15 protein-coding genes are annotated in these 16,571 nt (G+C 67.6%); 3 read left to right on the forward strand and 12 right to left on the reverse strand.

The window, feature by feature from the left end; genetic code table 11:
* The first annotated feature begins 69 nt into the window (after window positions 1–69).
* The gene (locus tag AB0D28_RS21710) at window positions 70–1,389 is read left to right on the forward strand and encodes a hypothetical protein (protein ID WP_357388341.1); all 1,320 of its coding nucleotides are present in this window, start codon (window positions 70–72) and stop codon (window positions 1,387–1,389) included.
* 330 nt (window positions 1,390–1,719) lie between these two features.
* Here AB0D28_RS21710 and AB0D28_RS21715 read toward each other — a convergent pair whose 3' ends face one another.
* The 7 genes from AB0D28_RS21715 to AB0D28_RS21745 form a co-directional block, all read right to left on the reverse strand.
* Entirely contained in the window at window positions 1,720–2,862 is a 1,143-nt protein-coding gene (locus AB0D28_RS21715; protein WP_357388343.1) for a toprim domain-containing protein, read from the reverse strand.
* A 21-nt stretch (window positions 2,863–2,883) separates the two neighbouring features.
* Complete coding sequence (locus AB0D28_RS21720; protein WP_357388345.1) at window positions 2,884–4,725, reverse strand: TraM recognition domain-containing protein; 1,842 nt, start codon at window positions 4,723–4,725, stop codon at window positions 2,884–2,886.
* Window positions 4,722–6,149, reverse strand: coding sequence for a hypothetical protein (locus AB0D28_RS21725; RefSeq protein ID WP_357388347.1), 1,428 nt, complete (start codon window positions 6,147–6,149; stop codon window positions 4,722–4,724). The genes AB0D28_RS21720 and AB0D28_RS21725 overlap by 4 nt, the downstream gene beginning before the upstream one ends.
* A 22-nt stretch (window positions 6,150–6,171) precedes the next feature.
* A complete protein-coding gene (locus tag AB0D28_RS21730; protein WP_357388349.1) occupies window positions 6,172–7,662 on the reverse strand; it encodes an SCO6880 family protein in 1,491 nt (496 codons plus the stop codon).
* The gene (locus AB0D28_RS21735) at window positions 7,659–8,993 is read right to left on the reverse strand and encodes a hypothetical protein (protein WP_357388351.1); all 1,335 of its coding nucleotides are present in this window, start codon (window positions 8,991–8,993) and stop codon (window positions 7,659–7,661) included. The genes AB0D28_RS21730 and AB0D28_RS21735 overlap by 4 nt, the downstream gene beginning before the upstream one ends.
* A 91-nt stretch (window positions 8,994–9,084) precedes the next feature.
* Window positions 9,085–9,831, reverse strand: a complete 747-nt coding sequence (locus AB0D28_RS21740) for a hypothetical protein (protein ID WP_357388353.1) — start codon at window positions 9,829–9,831, stop codon at window positions 9,085–9,087.
* 3 nt (window positions 9,832–9,834) lie between these two features.
* Complete coding sequence (locus AB0D28_RS21745; protein WP_227457385.1) at window positions 9,835–10,035, reverse strand: hypothetical protein; 201 nt, start codon at window positions 10,033–10,035, stop codon at window positions 9,835–9,837.
* A gap of 259 nt (window positions 10,036–10,294) precedes the next feature.
* Here AB0D28_RS21745 and AB0D28_RS21750 point away from each other — a divergent pair, with 259 nt between their 5' ends.
* Both AB0D28_RS21750 and AB0D28_RS21755 read left to right on the forward strand, forming a co-directional pair.
* Window positions 10,295–10,876, forward strand: coding sequence for a hypothetical protein (locus AB0D28_RS21750; RefSeq protein WP_357388355.1), 582 nt, complete (start codon window positions 10,295–10,297; stop codon window positions 10,874–10,876).
* A 53-nt stretch (window positions 10,877–10,929) separates the two neighbouring features.
* On the forward strand, window positions 10,930–11,931 hold the full coding sequence (locus tag AB0D28_RS21755) for a C40 family peptidase (RefSeq protein ID WP_357388357.1): 1,002 nt from the start codon (window positions 10,930–10,932) through the stop codon (window positions 11,929–11,931).
* 152 nt (window positions 11,932–12,083) lie between these two features.
* Here AB0D28_RS21755 and AB0D28_RS21760 read toward each other — a convergent pair whose 3' ends face one another.
* The 5 genes from AB0D28_RS21760 to AB0D28_RS21780 all read right to left on the reverse strand — a co-directional run bounded on the left by AB0D28_RS21760 (window position 12,084) and on the right by AB0D28_RS21780 (window position 16,355).
* On the reverse strand, window positions 12,084–13,007 hold the full coding sequence (locus tag AB0D28_RS21760) for a hypothetical protein (protein ID WP_357388359.1): 924 nt from the start codon (window positions 13,005–13,007) through the stop codon (window positions 12,084–12,086).
* Window positions 13,008–13,130: 123 nt separating this feature from the next.
* Window positions 13,131–14,018, reverse strand: coding sequence for an oxygenase MpaB family protein (locus AB0D28_RS21765; protein WP_357388361.1), 888 nt, complete (start codon window positions 14,016–14,018; stop codon window positions 13,131–13,133).
* Window positions 14,015–15,253, reverse strand: coding sequence for an MAB_1171c family putative transporter (locus AB0D28_RS21770; protein WP_357388362.1), 1,239 nt, complete (start codon window positions 15,251–15,253; stop codon window positions 14,015–14,017). The genes AB0D28_RS21765 and AB0D28_RS21770 overlap by 4 nt, the downstream gene beginning before the upstream one ends.
* Window positions 15,254–15,258: 5 nt before the next feature.
* Complete coding sequence (locus AB0D28_RS21775) at window positions 15,259–15,783, reverse strand: hypothetical protein (protein ID WP_357388364.1); 525 nt, start codon at window positions 15,781–15,783, stop codon at window positions 15,259–15,261.
* A 50-nt stretch (window positions 15,784–15,833) separates the two neighbouring features.
* Window positions 15,834–16,355, reverse strand: a complete 522-nt coding sequence (locus AB0D28_RS21780; RefSeq protein WP_357388366.1) for a hypothetical protein — start codon at window positions 16,353–16,355, stop codon at window positions 15,834–15,836.
* Window positions 16,356–16,571: the final 216 nt, after the last annotated feature.

The raw sequence follows: 16,571 nt of genomic DNA on the forward strand, positions 1-16,571 counted from the left end.
GGAGGGAGTGCGTTGACCGGAACTAACCGGTTGCTAATCGCCTTTACGCGCGTAATCTTGACTCTTTGCATGTTTCCGCACTCGGTGTCAGTGGTCGGGTTTTTTGCTATTCCGGCTGTGGCGTTAACCCAAGCTGAGGCGACGCCGATCCGTGCCGCCGCATTTCTAGCTGCCTTGACACTTCCTTTGCTGCTGTCATTTAGGTTTCAAATATTTATTGCTGTCAGGATTCATCGACTTGATGTTCTCCTTGAGGCGAGTTCCCGCAGGCGCACGGGCTGCGTACGCGCAGCGCTGCTCCAACGCCAAAGGGTCCGTCGCAGCATTGCCGCTATCCTTCGTTGCGCCAGCTTGCTGTCAATTCCGGCAATCGTCGTCTCTGCATCTGTGTTCAGCAAGAGACTAGAGGGTGCCGAGCTGGAGAAGGTATCCATGACGGCAATTATGGCCATTTTGTTCTTCTGCGGCTTCTCATTACCAATAATATCCGGCAAGCTGCATACATTGAGTCGCCGCCTGGCGGCTGAGGTGCCGGAGCCTTCCTCGACTGCGGGTCTTGATGGCTTCGTATTGTATCTCCGGCCTTTTCGAAATGATCGGATTGGCGCAAGGATTATCAACGCCTCTTTGTACGACCACTGGCGCGCGTTGCGCAGGTATACCGAGGAGGAGATTCTATGCTTTTTGCTCGGCAGGGCGTTCGGTGATGTCGTGGCGATGGGGTCGCCGTCGGATAGGCTGCCCGCCGCCGGTGCAAAGCGCATTTACGTACCGGACAGGTTGTGGCGGGCCGAGGTTACAAGCCTGATAACCCGGGCAGTGATTGTAGTGGTCAACATTGCAGAAGGGAAGCAAACCCTATGGGAAATAAAGAAAGCGCGGGAACGCCTGGATGTCACCCGGATACTTCTCTTGGCACCACTTAGAACGTTTAGCGAGCAGTATATTGACGAGCTCTGTAGTTGTTTTGAGGATGCACCGTACTTCCGAACACTTCTGAAGTTGCACAACAATCGAACATCGCACGACTGGCCGGGACTTCATACTTCTAGTGCCTACATTACTGCTTTTTGGTTTGATGGCAGGGGGGCAGTGCATCAGGGTCTCGCAGACTGGAATCGGTTTCAGCGGCCAGATGATCATGAGCTACTTTCGGCATTCGGTCTAACGAACTTTTTCTTAGCGCACGGTCGCCCCGGGTGGGCATATTTTTTCGGCTTTGGCTGCTGCCGTAAAAGACTTGATCAACCACACGGCGAAAAGACTCGTTGCCGCATTCCTAAAACTGAATGCCCCGGGGTGGTCAACAAAATTTCCACGCCCTCAGGTGCGCGGCCATCTTGTTGTCCAGCTTGCTTGAGGGCTCGAGAAAAAGGAGCGATGTCCTAACCGTGCTACATTATGCGACACTCGCAACCTTGTTGGCGAAAGGGTCCTGGCGGTGGCGCAACGACAAAAACGGTGCTCATTCTTTACTGGCGCGTAGGCACCCAATCTTGGCCGCAGCGGCTTCATGTTGCGTGGACTCTAGATGTCGCGATCTTTGCGAGCCTACGCCAAGCGGCCGAACATGATCTCCCGCCCGACTCCGAGGCGGTTCGAGGTCCGTGAGTACGACGCTGACCGCGGCCTCGCCGTCGCGTGCGGATGCGCTGATTCCGGAAAAGGGGGTTTGGAGTGCGGTTTGGTGGAACGTCGGCTGATCGCCCGCCAGCTCGATCAGCTGCCTGCTGTCCAATCGCAAACGGTCAGGCTGAGGTGTTGTAGTTCGTCTTCCAGATGCCCGATCGCGGCAAGCGTAACGGTGTCGACCGCGGCCCCGGTGTTCGCGACGATGCGTCGGGCCACCCGGATCGCCTCATCCGGGCTCCCCGCTTCGAACAAGAGCGGCACCAGCAGGCGCACCGCAGCGCATCTGCCGTCGATGTCCTCCAGCAGTCGGGGATGCCGCTCAACGAGCCGGGCGAGCCGGTGGTCGACCACCGCGTCGAGCATCGGCCGCGCCCGCCTCCGCAACGCGGCCCGCAACTGAGCCCGACCATTCGGCTGGCACAGTAGGTCCGCCGGATCAGCGCCCGCACGAAACTCCGCCACAGACAAGGGCCCGTGCGGACGCCGCTGCCGAAGCAGCTGCCAAGCCCGATCCACCGCACCCCGGCCGGCCGGGTCCGCGTCAAACGCCGCCACCATCCCCTCCGCCGCACCGGGCAGCTCCCGCAGGCTCGCGGCCTGAATGGAGGTCAGCGCAGTGCCGCATGGCGCGACAGCCGCAGCTCCGGACCGGCGAGACCGGGAGTAGGACAGCCACACCGCGAGAACGTCGGCGGGCCCTTCGACCAGGACCGGCGTCCACCGTGCCGCCAGGCGCTCCTGCTGCTCCGCAACACCGAAAAGCAGCCGTCCCTTGTCGTAGATCGCCGTCTCAGGACTATTCATGTACTTCGGAACGCCAGAGCCGGCCCCGGGCCCGGCACGACCGAGGAACCCCACGGCATGCCCGGCCAGGTCGCGCACGGGGAACATGATCCGGTCCCGGAACACGTCGACGAGCCGGTCCGGGTCCGCCCGTGTACGGGTCGACAGGCCGGCGCCGACCAGCTCCTCCGTCGTGAAGCCAACAGCGCGCAGGTGACGCGTCAGCGAACTCCAGCCGGGCGGGGCGTATCCGACCCGCCACGGCCACTCCCGCTGCGCAACGACACCGAGGCCACGTCCGGTGAGATAGGCGCGAGGGCCGTCGGCGTGTTCGAGCTGGGCGCGGTAGTAGCTCCCCGCGGCCTCGACGGCCGCCACCAGCCGCGCGGGATCGAGACCGGTGCCGCGGACCGGGAATGTCGGAGGACTGATGCGAGGTGCGCCCATAGCCAACCTCCGATGTCCAAGCTAGCTTCGGTCGGTCTGTCCCCGCCAGGAGCGCTGCGCCATGCGGTCCCGGCGTGCGGCGCGGGTGCGCTGGGCGTGGCGGGTCATCTCAGCGGTGGAGGCGGCAACAGCGGCGGTGAGTCGCTCGGCGTTCGACTCGTCGTACCAGGGCAGCAGATTGAGCATGGCGACCTCGACGCCGGTGGCGAACAGCAGCGCCGACCCCTTCGGCAGCGCCCGGATCTGCGCGGGGTCGAGGATCCGCTGCCGGCGAACCGAGGTCTGGTACGAGGTGCGGCCCTGTCCGTCGCGGCTGCGGGAGGCGACGGTGATGTCGTGTTCGCCGACGAGTCGGGACAGGTCCTCGGCGAACCGGGCGTCGTCGATTCCCGCGCCGACCAGCTTGACCGTTGCCGCTGACCAGAGCGCGTCCATGCCGTGCTCGCCCCAGACTCGGGTGCCTTGGCGGTAGGACTGCAGGATGGTGAGCGGGATGATGCCGCGGCTACCGAAGTGGCTGTACAGCTCCGGCAGATCCCTGATTTTGCAGATGTTCGCGGCCTCGTCGAGGCAGGCGACCAGCGGCGGGTCGAGCCGGCCTCCGTGCGCTTCGGCGACGGTGACCGCAGCGCGCAGCACCTGATCGGTGAGGCCGGCAACGAGCGGCGCCGCGGCCCCCGCGCCGTCCTTGGACAGCAGGTAGAGCGTGTCGGTGCTCTCGACGAGCGCTTCGACGTCCAGCGCCGGCAGCGGCCGGTCGGGCGGGGTGACCCAGGCCATGATGGTCGGGTTGGCGAGGCAGGCTGCGGCAGTGCGGGCGGTTTCGTAGAGCCCTTCGCGTGTTTCGGGTGCGCCTGCTTGTCGGCCGGACATGGCTCGGGCGGAGGCGCCGAAGCCGTGGCTTTTCAGGATGTTGGCCGGCTCGCGGGAGGTGGAGTCCGACAGCCACGCCTGTACCGAGGTGAGGGTGCGGCCTTCGATCGCGGCGGCGAGGATCAGGGAGGTGAGCAGGTCCAGCGCGCCCTGGATCCAGAAGTCGTCGCTGCCGTGGGAGTTGCGTACCTGTTGGACGAAGTGGTTGGCCAGCCGGTGGGCGTCCTCGACGTCTTCCACTGCGGCGAGGGGGTTCCACCACCAGCTCTGCGGTACGTGGGCGATGGACTGCGGGTCGAACACCCACACCGTTCCGTGCTCGGCCCGGGCGCTGGCGGTGGTGGCCCAGAGGTCGGGTTTGTTGCTGGTGGCGAGGGCCGCCCCTGGCGCGGTGAGGATGGACTGCACGGCCAGGGCGGTTGTCTTTCCGGCGCGGGGTGCCATCACCGCGAGGACGACGTCTTCCCAGGAGGAGTAGAGGCGAGGACCCGAGCCGCGCCGGCGCCTATGGGCGCCGAGCACGACACCGGCCGCCTCGGCCGAGATCTCCTTCACTGGTACGCCGGCCAGGCAGGGTCGCAGGCGGCGCGCCTTGGTGGCGACCGCCGGCAACGTCATCGCGCGTACCTCGGCGGCGCCACCCAGCGACGGCAGCGGATCCTCCGCGTCGGGCCTGCGCCCCTGCCACCACACCGCCGCAACGGTGACCACGCCGACCAGCACCAGCAGCAACACCGCGTAGACGAAACTGACCGCGGTGGGCGAGACCCCGGGCCACAGCGCGGCCCAGTCGGCATGCAGCAGGTGTTCCAGGTACGCGGACCCGAAGCCGGGACCACCGGCGGGATGCCCGGTCACGGCAGCGGCGATCCGCCCCGCCAACCAGGACAGCCACATCAGCGCGATCACCGCCCACGCCAGGCCGAGCAGCATGAGCGGGGTGAGCGGGCCGCCGGCGGTGCCGCGGGGCTCGACCGGTCGGGTGCTCATGGCTGCACCTGCCGGATCGCCGCGTCGGTGTCGTAGAGCTCCCACTCCTCGCCGACGAGGGTCAGCGACACCGGCAGCCCGTTGCGCTCACCGGTCTTGATCAGGTATTTGCCCCGGCCGGGATGCACGGAGCCGACGAACCACGCTTCCGGTGCGGCCCATGACGCCACCAGTTCGCGCTCGGGCCCGGATAGCTTGATGACGTCGTTGACGCGGTTCAGCTCACGCGGCGGCAGTCCGGCGAGGATCTTGATGGCGGAGCGTTCGATGAAGCCTTGCGCCTTGGCGCGGTCCTCGGGTGTGGGTAAGGCGTCGAGGTCGGCGAGGGAGTGGGTGACCATCACGCTGGCCATGCCGCGTTGCCGGTTGAGCCGGGTGAGCGCGTCGGCGTGCTCGACCAGTCCGGACGCACCCCGCAGCGCCCGCCACAGCTCGTCCATCACACCGAGGTACTGGCGGCGTGGTGCCAGGCCCTGGTCTGCGAGCACGGAGGCGGCGTCGACCATGCCGAAGCCGTACGCCCAGGTGCACAGCATCGCCGCGGCGACGAGCTGGTCGCCGGCGGCGGCGACCTGGGAGATGTCGACGCTGACGGCCGGTGCGTCCAGGTCCAGCGGCCTGGTGGTCGGACCGTCGAAGACCCCGCGCAAGCTGCCTTCGCACAGCAGCGCCAACGTGGGTACCAGCTGGTCGACGCGGCGGCGGTACTCGCCGTCGGTGCGTGCCCGGGCCGCGGCCCGCAGCTCGTCGGCGCCGGCTTCGACCAGGCCGAGCACGTCGGGCACCGTCGGGTCGTGGTCGAGACGATCAGCGAGTACGTCGATCGCGCGGCCGAGGATGATCTCCTCGGTGTTGTTGAGCGCCTGTCCGCGTACGAGGGCGCACAGTGCCAGCAGTAGGGACATGCGCCGGCCGCGAATCTCCAGCCGCAGTTGCCGTGCGTCGGCGGTGCCCATGCGGGCGAGTGCGCTGCCCAGCGGGCCGGAGTCCAGCGGGTTGAGCCGGTCCAGGCCGCGTCCGACCCGGATGACCTGGCCGCCGAGGTGCTCGACGAGCCGGGTGTAGTCGGGTTTGGTGTCGCCGAGGATCAGCGCGCTGGTGCCGAACCCGGTCATGCCGGTGATGAGCCGTTTGACCACGGTGGACTTCCCGACGCCGGGCTGGCCGAGGACGAACACCCCCGGGTTGGTGATGAGGCCTTCGCGGAGCCATTCGAGGGGGTCGAGGCAGACGACCTCGCCCCACAACATGTGTCGTCCGATGGGCACGCCGATGGTGGGTGCTCCGGATCCGGCGACGAAGGGGAACAGGCCGCACAGCTGGACGGTGGTGCCCTGGTACTCCATGCCGGGAGCGATGTGGCTCGCCCGACCGGCGCCGGGCGCGCGTACACCCCAGGCAGGGGCGGTAACGGTGCTCGTCATCGAGTTTCTCCTGGTGGTGAGGTCAGTGGGGCCAGTGGCGGGCCAGCTGCGGTGGGCACACGCCGCAGGGCAGGGTGGTGGCGAAGCCGACGGCCTGGCTGGCGCGCAGCCGCCGTAGCCGGATCTTGGCCACGTCGGCGCGGGACTCGACGTCGGCTACGGCCCGCCCCAGATCCTCGGCGGAGACCACGGTGGTGGTGACGAACAGCGACATCAGCCCCACCCCGGAGCCGGTCGCCTCCTCGCGTGCGGTCTGCAGGGCCCGTTCCCGGTCGGCGTGGTCGCGGGCGGACTCGTCGCGCTTCTGCGCCCGGTGGTACGCCGCCCGGAACGCCGCGGCGTTGACCTCGCTCTCGACGATCCGCGCGGCCTCCCCGGCGGGGAAGGGCCGGTAGAGCAGCGACACCCGCTTCGGGTACGGGCCGGGGGCGAGTAGCCGGGCGAGGACGTCGGCGTGCACGTGCTGACGTGGCGCCTCGTGCCACGCCCACGACACGGACGTTCCGGAGTCGTGGACGTACCGGTCGAGGTGCTCCTCGGCCATCACGGGTCCGGCGCTGTCCCAGTCCACCCACCGGCCCAGATCGAGCCCGGGCGTCGCCGCAAGCCGCGCGATGTCGCCGCGGGCGGCCGGGTCGAACGCCGTACGCACGATGGCCGAGATGGTGTCGGCGCTGGCGCGGTCGAGCACGGTCAGGCCGCAGCTGCCCAGGGAGTCCTGCAGACCCGGCAGGGTGCGGCTGATCTCGTCCAGGGCCTCGTCGAGGTTCTTGGGCTTGCTGGGGGAGGAGCCGGGCTTGAACGTCACCGACACCCGGGTCTCCACGTCGGCGGCGGCCGCCGGGGACACCTCCACCAGCCGTTGCAGCACCCGCCTGGCCGAGGCCGGCCCGTGCGGCACGATCCGCCGGCTGACGTGGTCGGCCAGCCGGGATCCGGGGTCCGGCGCGGTGTCCACGGTGACCGCGACGTGGTCGACGATCGGCAGGTAGCCCAGGTTCGCCAGCCATCCGCCCCAGTTGGCCACCCATGCCGCGCTGGCGTCCGGGTCGGCCAGCCAGGTGGAGGTGGCCGCGCAGCGCAGCGTCACCGTCATGGTTCCCAGCCGCCGGTTGTAGACCACCGCGTACCCGCCGCCGCTCTCGTCGGCAACGGTCAGCAAGGTGGTGGGCGCGAGCACGCCCGGCAGCTGCCAGGCATGCTCACCGGCCACCATTACCCCGGAGCGGTACGAGGTGTAGCCGCGACTGCTGCCGACCAGCCACCGCAGCCGCTGGGCGAGCCCGGCCGACAGCGGCACTCCGTCCCACCGCAGCACCAGCAGCGCTACCAGCAGCGCACACGGGCCGGCGGTAACGGCCACCGCCCGCAGGCCGAGCGAGCCGGAGACGATCAGCGCGGTGATCGCCGCGAGGACCGTGAACGTCTGCATCGGCCCGAGCCCGAACAGACCCATGCCGCGAGCGCGCCGCCAGCCGCCGTACGTGCGTACCTGTGCCTGATCGGTGCTCACGAAGGCGAGCTCCCGTCCTGCATCGCGGAGCTGGCGGCGTTCGCGCCGGCCCTTGCTACCGCGGTCCCGGCCTGAGCGGCCAGCACGGTGCCGATGACCACGGGCGCCGCCGGCCCGGTTGCCGCTCCCGCCGCCCCGGCTCCGGCCATCCCCCCGGTAGCTGCGCTACCACTGGCGGTAGCGGTAGTGCCGCTACTGGCCAGCCCTGTGGCTGCGGACGTTGCCGGCCCGGTCGAGCTGCCGGTGACGGTGCCGTTCATGACCTTCGGCGCGCTACCGCTCGTACCTCCGGAGCCACTCGTGGGTGCGGGTGCCGAGGGGACCGTTGCCGCCCCGCTCGGACCGCTGCCTCCACCGCTACCAGGTCCCCACGAGTCGAGGTAGCGGGCGTGGTCGCCGGCGTTGTGGCCACCGACCGCACCGCGCACCGACGATGTGGCGTGCAGGCCGGCTGCCATGCCGGCGCCGGCCATGCCCAGGCCACCGCCTGCGGACGCGACGCCACCGGTGAAGGTCGTGAAGAACTTCATCAGCGCGGGTAGGGCGATCACCGACAAGGCGAGCATGCCGAGGCCCATCAGCCAGTCGCGCCCGTTGCCGCGCATCATCACGAACGAGGTGGCGTATACCGACACGGCTGCCGGCTTGTACAGCGCGAGCGCCAGCGACCAGCCGAGGGTCTTGTGCAGCCACTGGCTCGTGCCCCGGGTGACGGACCCGGCCGCGGCCAGTTGCAGCAGTCCAGCCAGGATGACCACCGAGCCTTCCCGGAAGACCATCAGGATGGTCTGCACAACGGCGGCGAGGATGACGACGATGCCGACGAGGATCATCACGAACGGCGCGACCGCCGCGCCGGGGAGCAACACCCCGCCGAGCGCCGTGGTCATCGCCTCGTTGGGTGGCTTGTTGGACTCCTTGAAGATCGCCTCGTTGAGTAGCCACATGGAATAGCTGTCCCCGGCCTTGAGGACCAGGTGGGTGCCGGCGACGCCGATGCTGCCCCACAGCGCGGTGTTCCAGACTCCCCGTACGGCCTGCAGGAGCGGCTCGCCCCGGCGGCTGACGACGATGGTGATGCCCTGCCAGACCAGGCCGCCGACCAGGACCAGGATCGTCATCGGCAGCATGAATCCGCGGAGCTGTTGCGCCGGGCCGCCGGCGGAGTTGCACTGGGCCATCCAGTCGGAGGCCCATCGCCCTGGATCCGAGCCGGTGGTCGGGCACAGGTTGTTCGACGGGATCAACGTCCAGCTGGTCAGCAGGACGGCGACCCACTCGATCCCCTCCCGGACTGCGTTGGCCAGACCGTCGAGGATCCCGTTGACCATCGAGTCGCGGACCGAGGCGCCCGGGTTGACACCGCCGACAATGACGCCGGAGCAGGTGGCGGGCAGGAACGGATTGCAGAGCGGCATCAGGTCACCCACCTACGGTGAAGCGAAGGAACGTCGCGGTATCGGCGTCCGACGCCGTCATCACGGTCTGCTCGAACGTCCCGCCGGCGGGCGCCAGCAGCGCCCAGTCGGAGCCGGTCCAGCGCACGCGCACCTCGGCGACCACCAGCAGGGGTACGCCGTTGGCGGCCGGCGCCTCAGTCAGCAGCCGTACGGCCGCCTCGTCATCGTGGTAGCTGACGATGCGGTAGCCCTGGAGGATGGCGGTCAAGCGTCCGAGAGGCTGTCCGCTCAGTTGTGCGCGGAGCTCGTCGTACGCCTGCGCGACCTGGACCCGCATCGCGGCCGCATGCGGCCCGACCACCTGGTCGCGCAGCGTCGGTCCGAAGACGGCCGGGCCGACCTGCGGGTTGATGCGTACGACGATGTGCACGGCGGCGAGCAGCGCACCGACCTGGTCGTGCGCGAACCCGCGAGCCTGCCCTCCATCGGTGATGCGAGGGCCGGAGCGGCTCGACACGGGCACCGAGACACCGGCGACGTCGAACCACTCGAGATCGGTGAGCCTCTGCGTCTCGCTACCGGGGGTCGCGCCGGTGACGGCGAAGGTCGACGTCGCGCGACCCGGGGGTGAGTCGGCAGGCCGGCTCGGGGTCGTGGTGGCGACAACGGCGACGGCCACGGCAGCGCTGAGTGCCACCGCGGTCAGGCAGATGGTGGTGAGCCGGCGGCGCGTGGCGCGGCGGGCACGGTCGATGACGTCGTAGGTCATGGCTCAGCCCGGGATAACCGTGCCGACTACGACCGCGGCGACCGCCCCGCACGTCAACCCCGCCAGCACCCACGGGATGCCGGCGGCGCCGTCGGCAGCGAATGCCGACCGGTTGCGTCGACCGACGGCCATCATGATCCCGCAGATGAGCAGGCCACCGACGCCGGCCACGATGAGGATCCACTTCATCCAGCCGATGAACATGTTGCCGGCGCTCTCCAGACCCGGGGGAGGGAGAGGAGCCGGAGTCGGAGCGGCCAACAGCTCGGCCGCGGCGCCGGCGAGGTGGTGAGCAAGCACAGCAATCTCCTGACGGTCAGGACACCCGGGCGGGCGTCTGCCACGGACGCTGGCTAGGAGCTGCTGACGGCAGAGTTGATGCCGGAGTGGCCTTCTCCGCTACCGCTGCTGCTTGCAGCCGACGGCAGCGGTAACGGCCCCGACGGCCCGACAGGGTCGTGCCATGAATGCGCCACAACGAGTCGCGGCGGAAGTGATCATGGCGCTGGCCGTTACCGGCTGCCCTGCCAAGACCGAGCCGACACCGCCCGAACCGAGCGCTGGCGGCTCGTCCGTTCCCAGGCCGACCATCGTGGCGGTCCCGGTGCCGCCGCCCACACAGCCCGGCTTCTGGTATGTAGACCCGGGCCAGGTGTGCCAACGGTTCGTAATGTCCCTCTACAGCGCCGACACCCGCCGCGACGCGCGACCGGGCGACGCCTATCGGCGGGCCATGCGATTCGCCAGCGGCACCCTGGTCGGCCAGAGCGCCGCAGCCGACCATGACGGCCGTTGGACGATCTGGACCGCTCACCGCGCCTACATCCAGGCCCTCGTGACGCCCTTCGCCGACGTGCCACCGGCCACCGAGGGCGGGATCACCGCTCGGCGGGCCTGCCAGGTGAATGCGACCCAGGTGGGAGAACGTGGCTGGCGCGGTCGGACCGAACACAGCGTCGTCTACTGCGCCCTGCGCCGCGGCGGCGCTGTCGGTCCAGGCTGGCGAGTCACCAGCTACGAGATCCGCCTGGCCGGCCTGCGATGACCCGCCGTTGGCTGATCGTTGTGGGCGGACTCGTCGCTGTTGTGCTGGCGTCGATGGCGCTGGTCGTAATGGTCCCGGTCTCGATCCTGAGCGCAGACCCCGCAATGGCCTGCACCATCAGCCCACCCAGCACCTCGCCCGATGCGACAGCCACGGCGCCGGTCTTGCCCGAGCAGGGCTCGTGGACCTCCGAGCAGGTCGCCAATGCCGCCGCCATCGTCGCCGTCGGCGCTGAGCTGAATGTGCCGCGCTACGGCTGGGAAATCGCCGTCGCCACCGCGATGCAGGAATCCACCCTGCGTAACCTCGGCCACCTCGGCGCGGACAACGACCACGACTCACTCGGCCTGTTCCAGCAGCGTCCCAGCCAGGGCTGGGGGACACCCGAGCAGATCCTGAATCCGCAATACGCCAGCCGGAAGTTCTACGAGCGCCTGCTCGACATCGACGGCTGGCAGACCATGCCCCTCCCCCAGGCGGCGCAAGCGGTGCAGCGTTCGGCGTTCCCTGATGCGTACGCGAGATGGCAGACGGAGGCCGAGCAGCTCGTCGCGGTGACCAGCGACGGCTTGGGCATCGGCTGTACCAGTGACGGCGGTGACGGGATGCCGCCGATGGACGACGAGGGTCTTCCCGAGGGCTTCATACTGCCGGCGGACCCGCAACTCCGGGCCGTTGTCGCGTTCGCGCTGGCCCAGCGAGGCAAGCCATACGTCTGGGGCGCCGAAGGGCCCGACAGCTACGACTGCTCGGGCCTGATGATGGCTGCCTGGGCCAAGGGCGGTGTCCGGATCCCTCGGGTGACCGCGGACCAGGTGCACACTGGCCTCGCTGTCTCGTCGCTGGCGGCGATGCAGCCCGGTGATCTGATCTTCATCCCGGGCTCCGACGGCACGATGTCCCGGCCGGGCCATGTCGGGATGTACATCGGCGCTGACCGGAGCGGTCGGCAGTATCTCGTTCAGGCACCGAAGACCGGCGACGTCGTGAAGGTGATTGCCGTCAGCGGCTGGAGCCGACAGGTCGCTGCCATCCGCAGGCCGCTACAACAGTAGTGCCTTCTGCCGCCAGCGTGTGCCACTCAATTCAATCGACGACGTGGATTCGTTGTTCTACTTGAGATGGTGATTCGGTCGGCCTCCATGCCGAAGGGTGGAGACTGCTGCCCGGCGTCGTCTCGCATCGCGGAGTTGCAGGCTGGTGGCGATCACTTATTGAGGTTGAATGGATCTAGCCCTTGCACCCATCTTGCAGTTACAGGGTTCCAGTCCCATTCCTTGCCATATTCGGCTGTGAACTGACCACTCTCGTCGGACAGCCATCGAAAAGGCTGCTGTTGGCTGCCCCACCTAATAGTTTCTGGCTTGTTGTTCACGATGGCCTCGACTACGAGGCGTCCTTCGTAAAGGAAGCCATCCATTGATTTGACCATAACCGCCGCGTTCGAAAAACCTGCATCTCCCTGTCCTAGCGTGAGGGAGCCCGGCGGCATCTCTGTGACCTCGTCGCTCTCGAACGGCTGAAAGGTCGTGCGCTGGGCGGCGGTGTCGACGTAGACATTAACTCCGGCATTCGAGCCGCCGCCGTAGAGGCATTTGATTGTCGTGCCCGGCGTCGCCGGTGTCCGCTTGAATATCTCTACTCTGACATCCTTAACCACCACCAAATCGTCGTGGCCAGCCGTCATTCCGATCTCGAAAATGGGGCTCGTCATGTAAATCCGAGAATCGCTCGCTAGCCACTCTCGCCATTCGTCACAATGCCCTTGAGTGGCTTCGACTGGGTAGGCTGGCGGCACCGGAAGCTGATCCGGTGGGCCAGCAAAAAAGGCCGTGATAATCTTGTGACTTTCCAGGGTGACGTTACCGAAAGATCTGGCTTTCGGCGGGCAGACGATAGTGTTGCCAGTGCCTTGTCCGATGCAGTTATCGTTGCCAGTGATCTCCTGATTTTGCACCACTGTGCTATTGGATGGCGCAGTGGATTGTTTGTCCGTGTTGCATGCCGCTGCTATGCCGATGACGCTCACGATCACGCCAGCTAAGCCGACCAAGGCGCCAACTCCTTGCCACCATCCCCGGCTCAGGTTAAGCCGCGAGCTCTTCCTGAGGGATGCCCCGGCCTCAGCCATCTCGGCCGATTCGATGCCGTCTGGTGGGGGAACGCTCTGAGACAAGCCGCCACACTCCAAGTTACTTCGCCTGTGCAGAGGGTTTCAGGATTGTCTTGGTTCTACATCGACCGAAGGTGCCGCTCAAGAGGCCTGATCATCGGTGGGTGTAGTCCAACGAAACGTGGGGTGGACTGGGCCAAGTTGCCCGATCTCATACCCGTTGGGATAGCTCTTGGTCGCGATTCCATTGGTGAAGAGCCCTTCCGCTCGAGGCTTGCCAAGCCAGCGCTGGAGCCAGGAGCGCCCCTTCAGTGCGACGGCTAGGCCAACCCTGACTGGCCAGGAGGGTGCAGCTACCTGGATTGCCTCCCGCAGGCGTACGTCGTACATCGCACTGACCAGCTCGTCGCCCAGCGGCGCGAGAAGCCGGGGGATCCGGCCAAGCAGCAGCGACCGGGTCGCGCGCTCGATCGCTGCAGCGTCGTCGTTGGGCGTCAGGTGAGCAGCGTCGTACGCGTCGAACCAGACCTCGAGTTCCTCGTAGGAGTCGGGGATGTCGCTGATCCCCATCCGCCGGCCCAACTCCCGGTAGAACAGGAAGGTCGCCCGCCGCTCGTGGCAGCAAGGCCGACGCCAGCCGTACCGTTCGAGCCACCGCGTCGGAATGACCACCAGGCAGCCGAGCACGTACAGGTAGTCCTCGTTTGGGATGTTGTACGGGCGGTGGATCTGGTTGACCCGGCGCAGCGCCTCCCGACCACGCGGCTGGTCGAAGCCGTTGAGCACCATCTCGTACATCAGCAGGCCGGTGTCGTCGATGCGCTTCTGCGTGCGCTCGGTCAGCTCGCCGGTGGCGGTGTGCACCGCGGCGATGGCCGGGATGGAGAACGACCGGTTGAACGCGAGGTTCAGCCCCAGCTTCATGTCCCAGGGGAACTCCAGCCGCAGCATGGTCTGGTAAATCTCCAGCCAGTCGCGCTCGGGGTCCAGCGTGCGGATGCGGGCCAGGTTGGCGTAGCGCTTTCTCATCGTGCTGCATCTCCAACCCGGGGGTTCGCGGCATCCTGGGCGGCCGCGAGCCGGGCCGCGACGAGCGTCCGGGCCACCACGGGGGATCGGGTGTAGGCAGTGGTGACCTGCGCCAGCCATCCGATCTCGCCGGCGTAGCCGCCTTCCGGGCGGTACAGCTGGTCGGCCGGCTGGGGGACTGCAGCCATGAGCCCGGCCCGGTGCCGACGTAGGGCGCAGGCAAGGTGGGCTGCCTCGACGTTGGCTCGCTGCTCGTCAGCACTCATGCCGGCCTGCTCGGCGAACTGCTCGGCCAGCTCCGTCACCTTGACGTCCATGTACGGGCGAAGGGCCAGGCGGCTGTCGCGGATCTCGGCCACCCGGCGGGTCAGGGCGTAGTCGATGTCGCGGACGGCGCCGAGCGGACGCCGCAGGCTGGGGTCGAGTTCGAGCTCCGGCAGGGCGGCGACGAGGTCCCGCCACAGCGGTTCGAGCTGGCGGTACGAGCGGTAGTCGTCCCAGCGTCGGGTGATGGTGAAGATCGGGCCCCATGCCGGCATGGTGAGACCGATCATCATGAGCAGCGCGCCGATGGTGACAAGGACGGCGGCGATCTCCCGTTCGCCAGCTGGTTGGTGGCCGAACCAGTAGGCGATGAGGTAGACGATCTTGTTGGTGCTGTAGAGCAGCGCGAAGGCGGCGCCGACGGCGGTGAGGCGGAGACCACGACGCAGCCACGGCCGCCCGCAGATGCGAGCGAATCGCCAGCACAGCCGGGCGATGTCGGTGCAGTAGGCGAAGAAGCCGACCAGCATGAAGATCAGCAGATAGGCGGTAACGGCCGGGTCTCTGGCGTACTCGACGGTCAGGAGCACCGGCTTGTCGTAGGTGAGCGTGTAGGTGAACAGGGCGACCATGGCGAGGAAGGCGCTGCCGGTGACCCATACCCAGATCCGGCTGCGGGCTGCTGCCTTCGCCGGCGGTAGGGACAGGTGAAGGAGCATGTTCTCGGCGCTCGCGGCGATCGTCATGGCACAGCCGTGGGACATCACCTTGGCTAGGTTCGGTAGCCCGGACGCGTCGTCGATGCCGGCCGCGATGGGTGGGATGGCGAGCGTGATGCCGGCGGCGAAGGCGCCGAGCGCCACGCAGATCGCGCCGCGGACCTGACTCGGCTGCCGTCGCTGGAGCCGCAGCATGTAACCGAAGGCGAACCAGCCGGCGACCGCGCACACGGCGTACAGGATGGTGTCCATCTCGTCTACCAGTCGGGGTGTTCCAGAGAGTGCCGGAGTCGGCCGTACAACTCGGTGTGCCGGCTGTCCAGCGGCGAGTCGGGCTCGACGACGCGGCCGGCGCGTGCCCGGCGCAGCAGCAGTGAGCCGATCATCTCGGCCTCGCGTTCCTCGGCGGCTGCGTAGTTGCTCCGGCCGAGGCTGCGCTGGACCAGTTGCGGGTCCAGGTCGGGCAGGAGCAGTCGGGAGGCTTCCGGGTCCAGGATCTCGGTCGTCTGGTGGCCGGCGAGCAGATGCCCCAGCTCGTGACCGATGATCAGCAGTTGATGCAGGGGAGAGGTGTCCTGCTCGAAGAAGATGGCGTCGAAGTCGCCGGTCGGTACGCACATGCCGCAGACCGTGAGGGCGGGGAGCCGGATCGGCACCAGATGGATGGGTCTGCCACGCCGCTCTCCGAGCAGGTCGCACAGCCGCTGGATGTCGAACGGCTTCGGTATCTCCACCTCCGCGGCTATCTGCTCGCAGCGTTTGCGTAGACGGTGCAAGTTCACGTCAGGGTTCCCCCGCTCATCGGCGTACTGCCACCGAAGGATCAACACGGCTATCTGCGATCGTCTGGCGCGGTGTTGGTCTCGTCCGGGCTGGCCGCTTCGGCGACGGCGCGCAATCGGGCGACCATCTGCTCGATGAGCTGCGTGTCCCGCGCGGACAATCCGTTGTCGGCGAGTACCTGGCGCAGCGCCACCTGCTTGACGTCCATCCGACGCAGCTCGCTGAGCAGCGTGATCTGTTCCTGTATGCGTCGTGCCGCCGCGTCGTCGACGAAGTAGCCGGAGCTCACACCAAAGGCGGCAGCCAGGGCGCGTACGTGGGAGGTGCGAGGATCGCTGGCCACGCCGCGCCGCAACTCTCCGATGTAGGCCGCGCTGATCGAGACACCAGTCGAGGCGGCATTCGCGTTGATCTTGTCGGCGATCTCCTTGTTGGTGTACCGGCGGCCGGGCTCGTCGGACTCGCCGAGTTCCTCCGGGGCCGGCCGGATCCGGTCGAACAGGTACTCCAGCCGGGCGGCCAGTGTGTCGAGGGATGGCAGCTGCTGCCCCACATGCCGATCGTCGACCATGACTCATCACCCTCCAGCGACTAAACGACAGTGTCGCAGATGCAAGCGCCAACAAAACAGATGTTGACACATGCACGGAACGTGAGCGTATGCTCGCTCCTGTTTGGAGCAACGGACGTTGAGTGGCGATGCAATCTGCTCAACACCCGTTGCGTTGGCTGGTCAGGGTTGTGATCGGCCAACTCGCCAGGGGGAGGTTCATCGATGTCGGGAAGC

This window comes from Micromonospora sp. NPDC048169, assembly GCF_040652815.1.
GTDB lineage: Bacteria > Actinomycetota > Actinomycetes > Mycobacteriales > Micromonosporaceae > Micromonospora.

What these genes read in the sequence shown, in the direction of transcription:
- AB0D28_RS21780 (WP_357388366.1), bottom strand. Translation starts at nt 16,355, where the DNA reads ATGGTCGACGATCGGCATGTGGGGCAGCAGCTGCCATCCCTCGACACA.
- AB0D28_RS21725 (WP_357388347.1), bottom strand. Translation starts at nt 6,149, where the DNA reads ATGACGAGCACCGTTACCGCCCCTGCCTGGGGTGTACGCGCGCCCGGC.
- AB0D28_RS21745 (WP_227457385.1), bottom strand. Translation starts at nt 10,035, where the DNA reads ATGTTCATCGGCTGGATGAAGTGGATCCTCATCGTGGCCGGCGTCGGT.
- AB0D28_RS21750 (WP_357388355.1), top strand. Translation starts at nt 10,295, where the DNA reads ATGAATGCGCCACAACGAGTCGCGGCGGAAGTGATCATGGCGCTGGCC.
- AB0D28_RS21760 (WP_357388359.1), bottom strand. Translation starts at nt 13,007, where the DNA reads ATGGCTGAGGCCGGGGCATCCCTCAGGAAGAGCTCGCGGCTTAACCTG.
- AB0D28_RS21715 (WP_357388343.1), bottom strand. Translation starts at nt 2,862, where the DNA reads ATGGGCGCACCTCGCATCAGTCCTCCGACATTCCCGGTCCGCGGCACC.
- AB0D28_RS21765 (WP_357388361.1), bottom strand. Translation starts at nt 14,018, where the DNA reads ATGAGAAAGCGCTACGCCAACCTGGCCCGCATCCGCACGCTGGACCCC.
- AB0D28_RS21740 (WP_357388353.1), bottom strand. Translation starts at nt 9,831, where the DNA reads ATGACCTACGACGTCATCGACCGTGCCCGCCGCGCCACGCGCCGCCGG.
- AB0D28_RS21710 (WP_357388341.1), top strand. Translation starts at nt 70, where the DNA reads ATGTTTCCGCACTCGGTGTCAGTGGTCGGGTTTTTTGCTATTCCGGCT.
- AB0D28_RS21755 (WP_357388357.1), top strand. Translation starts at nt 10,930, where the DNA reads ATGGCGCTGGTCGTAATGGTCCCGGTCTCGATCCTGAGCGCAGACCCC.
- AB0D28_RS21735 (WP_357388351.1), bottom strand. Translation starts at nt 8,993, where the DNA reads ATGGTCAACGGGATCCTCGACGGTCTGGCCAACGCAGTCCGGGAGGGG.
- AB0D28_RS21720 (WP_357388345.1), bottom strand. Translation starts at nt 4,725, where the DNA reads ATGAGCACCCGACCGGTCGAGCCCCGCGGCACCGCCGGCGGCCCGCTC.
- AB0D28_RS21770 (WP_357388362.1), bottom strand. Translation starts at nt 15,253, where the DNA reads ATGGACACCATCCTGTACGCCGTGTGCGCGGTCGCCGGCTGGTTCGCC.